The sequence below is a fragment of the Actinomyces sp. 565 genome (genome assembly GCF_010365615.1).
Lineage (GTDB): Bacteria > Actinomycetota > Actinomycetes > Actinomycetales > Actinomycetaceae > Actinomyces.
This window is the reverse complement of sequence record NZ_PIZD01000067.1, coordinates 1-7370: the sequence shown is the minus strand read 5'-3', so window position 1 is coordinate 7370 and position 7370 is coordinate 1. Positions and strand designations below refer to the sequence as shown.

Below are 7370 nucleotides of genomic sequence, written 5' to 3'. Positions count from 1 at the left end.
GTCCGGCCGGTGCGGGCGCACCAGCGTGCGTGCCGCACCGGCCGGACCGGCCCCGTGCGACCGCTCCCCAGTGGAGCCGGCCGCCGTCGATCACTCCCCGCCCGACCCAGCCGAGGACCACCCATGACCTCAAGCGCGACCCCCATGACCGCCGCCTCCCTCACCCAAGCCCCTCCCGCCAAGGCCTCCGCCCGTGGCCGCACCCGGGTCAAGCAAGACCCGGTGACGACGACGATCCTCGCCGTCGTCCTCCTAGTCCTCGTCTTCCTGGTCCTGCTGCCGCTGGGCCGCGTCCTGGGCGAGGCGCTGTCCGCGGACGGACTGGCCGTGCTCAGCAAGCTCGCCTCCTCCCGCACCAACCGGGCCACGGTCCTGAACACGCTCGTACTGGGCACGGTGGTGGGCACCGTCGGCACCCTGGTCGGCTTCCTGCTGGCCTACGTGCAGGTGCGGGTGGCCTTCCGCGGCAAGCGCCTGTTCCACCTGATCTGCCTGCTGCCGGTGGTATCCCCGCCCTTCGCGGTGGCGACGGCGTCCATCACCCTGTTCGGACGCAACGGCATCATCTCCACCCAGCTGCTGGGGCAGGAGTGGAACATCTACGGACTGCCGGGGCTGACCCTGGTGCTGTCGCTGTCCTTCTTCCCGGTGGCCTACATGAACCTGGTGGGCATGCTGCGCAGCCTCGACCCGTCCATGGAGGAGGCGGCGGCCTCCCTGGGCGCCTCCAAGTTCACGGTGTTCCGCACGGTGACGCTGCCGATGGTGGTGCCCGGCCTGGGCGCATCCTTCCTGCTGCTGTTCACCGAGGCGATCGCCGACCTGGCCAACCCGCTGGTGATCGGCGGGGACTACACGGTGCTGGCCTCGCGCGCCTACATCGCCATCAACGGCGAGTACAACACGGCGGCGGGCGCCGCCTACTCCCTGGTGCTGCTGGTGCCCTCCCTGCTGGTGTTCCTGCTGCAGCGGTACTGGTCGGGCCGGTCCTCCACGGTGACGGTGACGGGCAAGCCGACCGGCTCCTTCGAGCTGCTGCGCGCCAACGTGGCCCGCATCCCCCTGCTGGCCTTCTCCGTGGCGGTGCTGGCACTGGTGGTCACGGTGTACGCGGCCGTGGTGGTGGGCGCCTTCGTGGAGATCCTCGGCGTGAACAACTCCTTCACGCTGCGGCACTTCGAGTACCTGCTGTCCGGCATCGGGAACGAGTCGATGATCGACACCACCATCCTGGCGCTGATCGCCACCCCGATCGCGGGCATTTTAGGCATGCTCGTGGCCTGGCTGGTGGTGGTGCGCATGCGCCGCGGCGCCGCCCTGATCGACTTCCTGGGCATGCTGGGCCTGGCCGTGCCGGGCACGGTCATCGGAATCGGCTACCTGGTGACCTTCAACCGTCCGGTGGCGCTGTTCGGCGTCAACATCATCGCCCCACTCGCCGGCGGCAGTGCCATCGCGGGCGGTGCCATGGCCATCGTCATGGTGTACGTGGCGCGCTCTATGCCCGCCGGGCAGCGCTCCGGCATCGCCTCCCTGCAGCAGATCGACAAGGCGATTGACGAGGCCTCGACGTCGCTGGGCGCCTCGGGCGCGCAGACCTTCCGCAGGGTGACGCTGCCGCTGATCCGGCCGGCCTTCCTGACCGGTCTGGTCTACGCCTTCGCCCGCTCCATGACGACGCTGTCCCCGATCATCTTCATCACCACCCCGCACACCAAGATCATGACCTCCCAGATCCTGGCGGAGGTGGACGCGGGCCGCTTCGGCAACGCCTTCGCCTTCTGCACGATCCTGATCCTGATCGTGATGACCGTGATCGGCGGCCTGAACCTGCTCATTCGCGGCACCGGCGCGGGACGCGAGCCGCGCTGAGCGGCACCCACAGACAGGCGCCCACCGAACCGTGCGGCGTCGTCGGCCCCGAACTCATCCACCCAGCCATCCACGCCCCGACCAATGGGGCGAGAGCCAAGGAGGCTCCCACATGACCACTTCCTCCACCCCCGCATCGACCGCCCCCTCCGCACAGGCCACCCCCAAGCGGGAGGACCCCACCGGGCACCTGGAGCTGCGCGACGTCGTCAAGGTGTTCTCGAACCGCGGCAAAGACGTGTACGCGGTGCACGGGGTGAGCCTGGACGTCGCCCCCGGTGAATTCATCACCTTCCTGGGGCCATCCGGCTGCGGTAAGACCACCACGCTGCGCATGATCGCCGGCTTCGAGAACGCCACCGAGGGGCAGGTCATCCTCGACGGGCAGAACATGGTGTCCCTGCCGCCCAACCGGCGCCCCATGTCCATGGTGTTCCAGTCCTATGCGCTGTTCCCGCACCTGTCGGTGCGCGACAACGTCGGCTACGGCCTGAAGCTGCGGCGCGTGCCCGCGGAGGAGATGCGCGAGCAGGTGGATGTGGCGCTGACGTCCATGAACCTGACCTCACTGGCGGACCGGGCCCCCAATGAGCTGTCCGGTGGCCAGCAGCAGCGGGTGGCGCTGGCGCGCGCCATGGTGGTCCAGCCCAAGGTGCTGCTGTTCGACGAGCCGCTGTCCAACCTGGACGCGAAGCTGCGCGTGCGCATGCGCCTGGAGATCCGCCGCCTGCAGCAGCGCATGGGCATCACCTCGATCTACGTCACCCACGACCAGTCCGAGGCAATGACCATGTCCGACCGGATCGTGGTGATGAACGCGGGGCGGATCGAGCAGGTGGCCACGCCGGAGGAGATCTACCGGCGGCCCGCCTCCACCTTCGTGGCTGACTTCATCGGCCGCGCCAACTTCCTGCAGGCAACGGCGCAGGGCGTGTCCGCGGGCAAGTGCGGCGTGCAGGTGCTGGGGCACGGCGTCGAGGCCGCCTGCCACGAGGCCGTGCGCGACGGCGACGCCGTCACCGTGGTGGTGCGCCCGGAGTCGGTGCGCCTGGAGCAGGTCGGTGCGCAGGATGCCGCCGCCGGTGCGGGCGAGCTCGTGGGCGACATGGGCCGGGTGCTGTCGACCGTGTTCTACGGCGACCACGTGGAGTACGAGGTGGAGACGCAGGTGGGCACCATCGTCTGCGTGGAGTCCGACCCCGACGTGAGCGCGGTGCACGCGGAGGGCGACGTCGTGCGCGTCGGCTTCGCCGCCTCCCGCGCCTGGGTGCTGCCCGCCGCCGACGAGTGAGTTGTTGGTCCTCGACGACACCATCACGTGCGCCGGCCTGCCGCTGATGCTCCTCTTGGCAGCTTTCAGCGGCGCCTGCGCCGTGAGACTGCGCCGCTAGCGCTCAGTCGCGCAGCGCCTGCGCGGCCGCGTACAGGGCGTCCGGGTCGGCGAGCCCATGCGGATAGGGCGTGTCCGGGTTGATGGCGCCGTCGGCGTCGAGATCGAAGTACACGCAGCTGCCGGTGGAATCCGGGTCGTCCGCCGTGTCGGCGAGCCACTTAGAAGCGCAGATGGCGACCAGCTCCAGCCCCGGCGTTCCCTCCGCCGCGGCCAGAACCGCCGCCGCCTGCTCCTCAACCGTCGGCCCGCCCGGTTGGTCCTCCAGCCGCCTTGCGGTCAGACTGACGACCGAATCGGCGAGCCGAACGCTTGCGCAATCGCCCTGGGAGTCCAGCCAGACCAGACCGTCGTCATTCGCCGGAAGCGCCTCCATGACGGGGCCCAGAACCTCTGTGGGCACGGTCTTGTCCGAGTCGGCCCTGACCTCCACCTGCCAGCCGCGCACACGTACATCATCCGTGGCCGTCGCCCTTGTTCCGGCGTCGGCGGGGGCGCGCGCAACCAGGCCCGTCGGGACCGCGTCGGCGTCGGCGCGCGTGATCCGCAGGGAGTCGGGGCTGGCGACGATCTCCTCCACGCCCGGGCCCGCCAAGTCGTAGGCGTACTCCAGCGGGGCGCAGTGGGGCGCCTCCCAGTCGCGCCCCACAGACGATCGCGGCCAAAACAACTGGTCCTCGTAGACGATGCTGGTTCCGCTCCTGGTCAGGCGCAGGCTGAGATCGCGGCGGATGTCGTCGCCGGCCTCGGGGTCGAATAGCCCGTTGAGCTGATCCGCCAGTCCGCAGACCTCGGCCGCGGTCGTTTCGGGCCGAATCTCCGCCTCCACCACGAGGCGCTCCGGCAGGAGCTCAGGCCACTCCGGATAGAGCTGCGTCGTCGCCTTCAGCACGGCGTCCTGGCCGCCGGCCCAGGACTCCACCTGCCGACTCAGCCGACGCAGCGGCGAGTTGTACGAGATCACCGCCAGGGTAACCGCCGTCGCCACCACCAGGCAGCAGATGGCGGCCACCCACCGACGCCGCCCGCCGGGCAGACGCCACGCGCGCCACCATGGCCGGGAACCGGCGGCGGACGCGGCGGGTTCGCTCATCTCATCCACGCCCGATGCATCTCACTGGCCCCTGCTAGAAGTCCCAGTCCTCGTCCTGGGTGGCCTCCGCGGTGCCGATGACGTAGGAGGAGCCGGAGCCGGAGAAGAAGTCGTGGTTCTCGTCCGCGTTGGGGGAGAGCGCCGCGAGGATCGCCGGGTTCACGTCGGTGGTGTCGGCCGGGAACAGCGCCTCGTAGCCGAGGTTCATCAGCGCCTTGTTGGCGTTGTAACGCAGGAACTTCTTCACGTCCTCGGTCAGGCCCAGCTCGTCGTAGAGGTCCTCGGTGTACTGCTCCTCGTTGTCGTACAGCTCCATGAGCAGCTCGAAGGTGTAGTCCTTCAGCTCGGCCTGGCGCTCGGGGGAGGACTCGCGCACGGCCAGCTGGTACTTGTAGCCGATGTAGTAGCCGTGCACGGCCTCGTCGCGGATGATCAGGCGGATCAGGTCGGCGGTGTTGGTGAGCTTGGCGTGCGCCGACCAGTACATGGGGGCGTAGAAGCCGGAGTAGAACAGGAAGGACTCCAGCATGGTGGAGGCGACCTTGCGCTTCTCCGGGTCGTCACCGCGGTAGTAGTCCAGGATGATGCGGGCCTTGCGCTGCAGGTTCTCGTTCTCCTCGCTCCAGCGGAAGGCCTCGTCGATCTCGGCGGTGGAGATCAGGGTGGAGAAGATCGAGGAGTAGGAGCGGGCGTGCACCGACTCCATGAAGGCGATGTTGGTCAGCACCGCCTCCTCGTGCGGGGTGCGGGCATCCGGGATGAGGGAGACCGCGCCGACGGTCCCCTGGATGGTGTCCAGCAGGGTCAGGCCGGTGAACACGCGGGTGGTCATGTTCTGCTCGGCCTGGTTGAGCGTGGCCCAGGACTGGACGTCATTGGACAGCGGCACCTTCTCCGGGAGCCAGAAGTTGCCGGTGAGCCGGTCCCAGACCTCCAGGTCCTTGTCGTCTACGAGCCGGTTCCAGTTGATCGCCTGGACGCGGTCGATGAGCTTGATGGGCTCAGGCATGGGATCCTCCCGGGTGTGCTCAGTTGGGGCCCCTCATGCTACCGACGACGGCGCCGCACGCCCGCTCGCGCCGACGTGAGATGCCCCGCGGCCGGGGCGGCTCGCTGGTGAGATGCGCAGGTTCCATACAGTCCTGGTCAGCCCATGCCCTAGCCTGGTGCCACCCCGGCACCCAAAGAACGGAACTGTTGATGATCGAGTCCTACCCGGTACTGTCCCTCGTCCCGCCGCTACTGGCGATCGCGCTGGTGATCGGGACGAAGAAGGTCATCACCTCGCTGGCCGTGGGCATTCTTGCCGCCGCCGCGCTGATCGCCGACGGAGGCATTGCCGGGACCCTGACCAAGGTCTGGGAGGCCTTCTCGCAGATCTTCTGGGCTGAGGGGGCGGTCAACTCCTACTACGTTCTGATTCTTGTCTTCCTGCTGACGCTCGGCGTGATCACCTCCCTGGTGCTGATGTCCGGCGGCACGCAGGCCTTCGCCGAGTGGGCGATGACGCGGGTCCGCACCCGGCGCGGCGCCCAGGTCCTCGCGGCGGCGCTGGGGACCGTGATCTTCGTTGACGACTACTTCAACGCGCTGGCCGTGGGGCAGGTCTCCCGCCCCGTCTCCGATCAGCAGCGGGTGTCGCGGGCCAAGCTCGCCTACCTCATCGACTCCTCCTCCGCGCCCGTGGCCGTGCTAGCGCCCTTCTCCAGCTGGGGAGCCTCGATCATCGGCATCATGGGCCCAATCGTCGCGGGACTAGGCATCAAGGCCTCCGACGCCGGCGCATTCATCCGCTCCGCGGGGATGAACTACTACGCCATCGCCGCGCTGATCCTGTTGTGGGCCACAGTTGTCCTGGAGCTCGACTTCGGTGCGATGCGACGTGAAGAGCGCCGCGCCGTCGCCACGGGCAGCCTGTACGACCCAGGCGAGCAGATCCCGGGCCAGCTCACCGATTCGCTGCCGCGGCACGAGCCGGGCGCGAGGCGGGCCCTGATCGTCCCCTTCGCCGTCCTGGTGGCCGGCGTCGTCGGCGGAATCCTGGGTACGGGTCACCGGGCATCCGGCTCCTGGGCGATTCTCGATATGCTCGCCAATACCGACGTCGCCCTATCGCTGAATATCGGCGGCGTCCTGGGCCTGGCGACCGCGGCCTTCTACTACTTCCACTTCACGCACGAAGACCCGGTGTTCGAGGCGAAGACGGCCGCGCGGGGTGTCATTGAGGGCGCCCGCTCCATGCTCCCCGCCATTGAGATCCTGCTGTGCGCCTGGATGCTGGGAGCGCTGATCTCCGAGCTCGGCACGGGCGCCTACCTGGGGTCGCTCGTCGAATCGGCGGCGGTGCCGCCCCAATGGCTCATCCCGATGCTGTTCATCATCGCGGGCGCAATGGCCTTCGCCACCGGCACGTCCTGGGGCTCCTTCGGCATTCTCCTGCCGATCGCCGGGGAGATCATGGGGGCGGTCGCGGGCGGCGGTGAGTTGCTGATCCCCGCATTCGGGGCCGTGCTCGCGGGCGCCGTGTGGGGTGATCACTGCTCCCCGATTTCGGACACGACGATCCTGTCCAGCACGGGCGCGGGCTGCAACCACATCACCCATGTCAACACGCAGCTGCCCTACGCCGGCGCCAGCGCGGCCGCGGCGCTACTCGGATACGTGGCCTTCTCGGCGACGGAATCCGGGGTGCTCGGCGTTGCGGTCACCGTCGCCGCGCTGATCGGCTTCGCCCTAGCCATGCGCGCATGGCTGCCGCCCATCGGCCCGGCGGGAGACGCCTCGTCCGCGCCCGCCAACGTCTCCGAGAGCCGCCAGGCGACTCGGCGGTGAGGTTCACCCCAGGCCGTTCCGACCGCGGGGTGGCAGGCCGGACCCGGATCTTCCCGCCACAGGTGCCGCCCACTGCCTGAATATCCTCCCGGCGGTGCTCGTCAAGACGCCCTTGATGTCGAATCACGACCCTGGTGTGCGTTTTACGACCCCGGGGTGGTCGTAAAACGCACCCCAAGGTCG

The 7370-nt window shown here is 69.0% G+C and carries 5 protein-coding genes; 3 read left to right on the top strand and 2 right to left on the bottom strand.

From position 1 onward, the window contains the following. Positions 1–123 precede the first annotated feature (123 nt). Together GZ997_RS11200 and GZ997_RS11195 are read left to right on the top strand one after the other, a co-directional pair. The gene (locus GZ997_RS11200; RefSeq protein WP_162679940.1) at positions 124–1872 is read left to right on the top strand and encodes an iron ABC transporter permease; all 1749 of its coding nucleotides are present in this window, start codon (positions 124–126) and stop codon (positions 1870–1872) included. Between the two features lie 112 nt (positions 1873–1984). Beyond that, entirely contained in the window at positions 1985–3163 is a 1179-nt protein-coding gene (locus GZ997_RS11195) for an ABC transporter ATP-binding protein (RefSeq protein WP_162679939.1), read from the top strand. Between the two features lie 103 nt (positions 3164–3266). Here GZ997_RS11195 and GZ997_RS11190 read toward each other — a convergent pair whose 3' ends face one another. After that, on the bottom strand, positions 3267–4355 hold the full coding sequence (locus GZ997_RS11190) for a hypothetical protein (RefSeq protein WP_162679938.1): 1089 nt from the start codon (positions 4353–4355) through the stop codon (positions 3267–3269). A gap of 34 nt (positions 4356–4389) precedes the next feature. After that, a complete protein-coding gene (nrdF, locus tag GZ997_RS11185) occupies positions 4390–5364 on the bottom strand; it encodes a class 1b ribonucleoside-diphosphate reductase subunit beta (RefSeq protein ID WP_161923327.1) in 975 nt (324 codons plus the stop codon). Between the two features lie 191 nt (positions 5365–5555). On the opposite strand from nrdF, the gene GZ997_RS11180 reads away from it, so the two are divergent. Then, complete coding sequence (locus GZ997_RS11180; protein WP_162679937.1) at positions 5556–7187, top strand: Na+/H+ antiporter NhaC family protein; 1632 nt, start codon at positions 5556–5558, stop codon at positions 7185–7187. Positions 7188–7370: the final 183 nt, after the last annotated feature.

Bases quoted from the DNA above. Each gene is read 5' to 3' on its own strand.
- nrdF (WP_161923327.1), bottom strand. From the start codon at position 5,364: ATGCCTGAGCCCATCAAGCTCATCGACCGCGTCCAGGCGATCAACTGG.
- GZ997_RS11190 (WP_162679938.1), bottom strand. From the start codon at position 4,355: ATGAGCGAACCCGCCGCGTCCGCCGCCGGTTCCCGGCCATGGTGGCGC.
- GZ997_RS11200 (WP_162679940.1), top strand. From the start codon at position 124: ATGACCTCAAGCGCGACCCCCATGACCGCCGCCTCCCTCACCCAAGCC.
- GZ997_RS11180 (WP_162679937.1), top strand. From the start codon at position 5,556: ATGATCGAGTCCTACCCGGTACTGTCCCTCGTCCCGCCGCTACTGGCG.
- GZ997_RS11195 (WP_162679939.1), top strand. From the start codon at position 1,985: ATGACCACTTCCTCCACCCCCGCATCGACCGCCCCCTCCGCACAGGCC.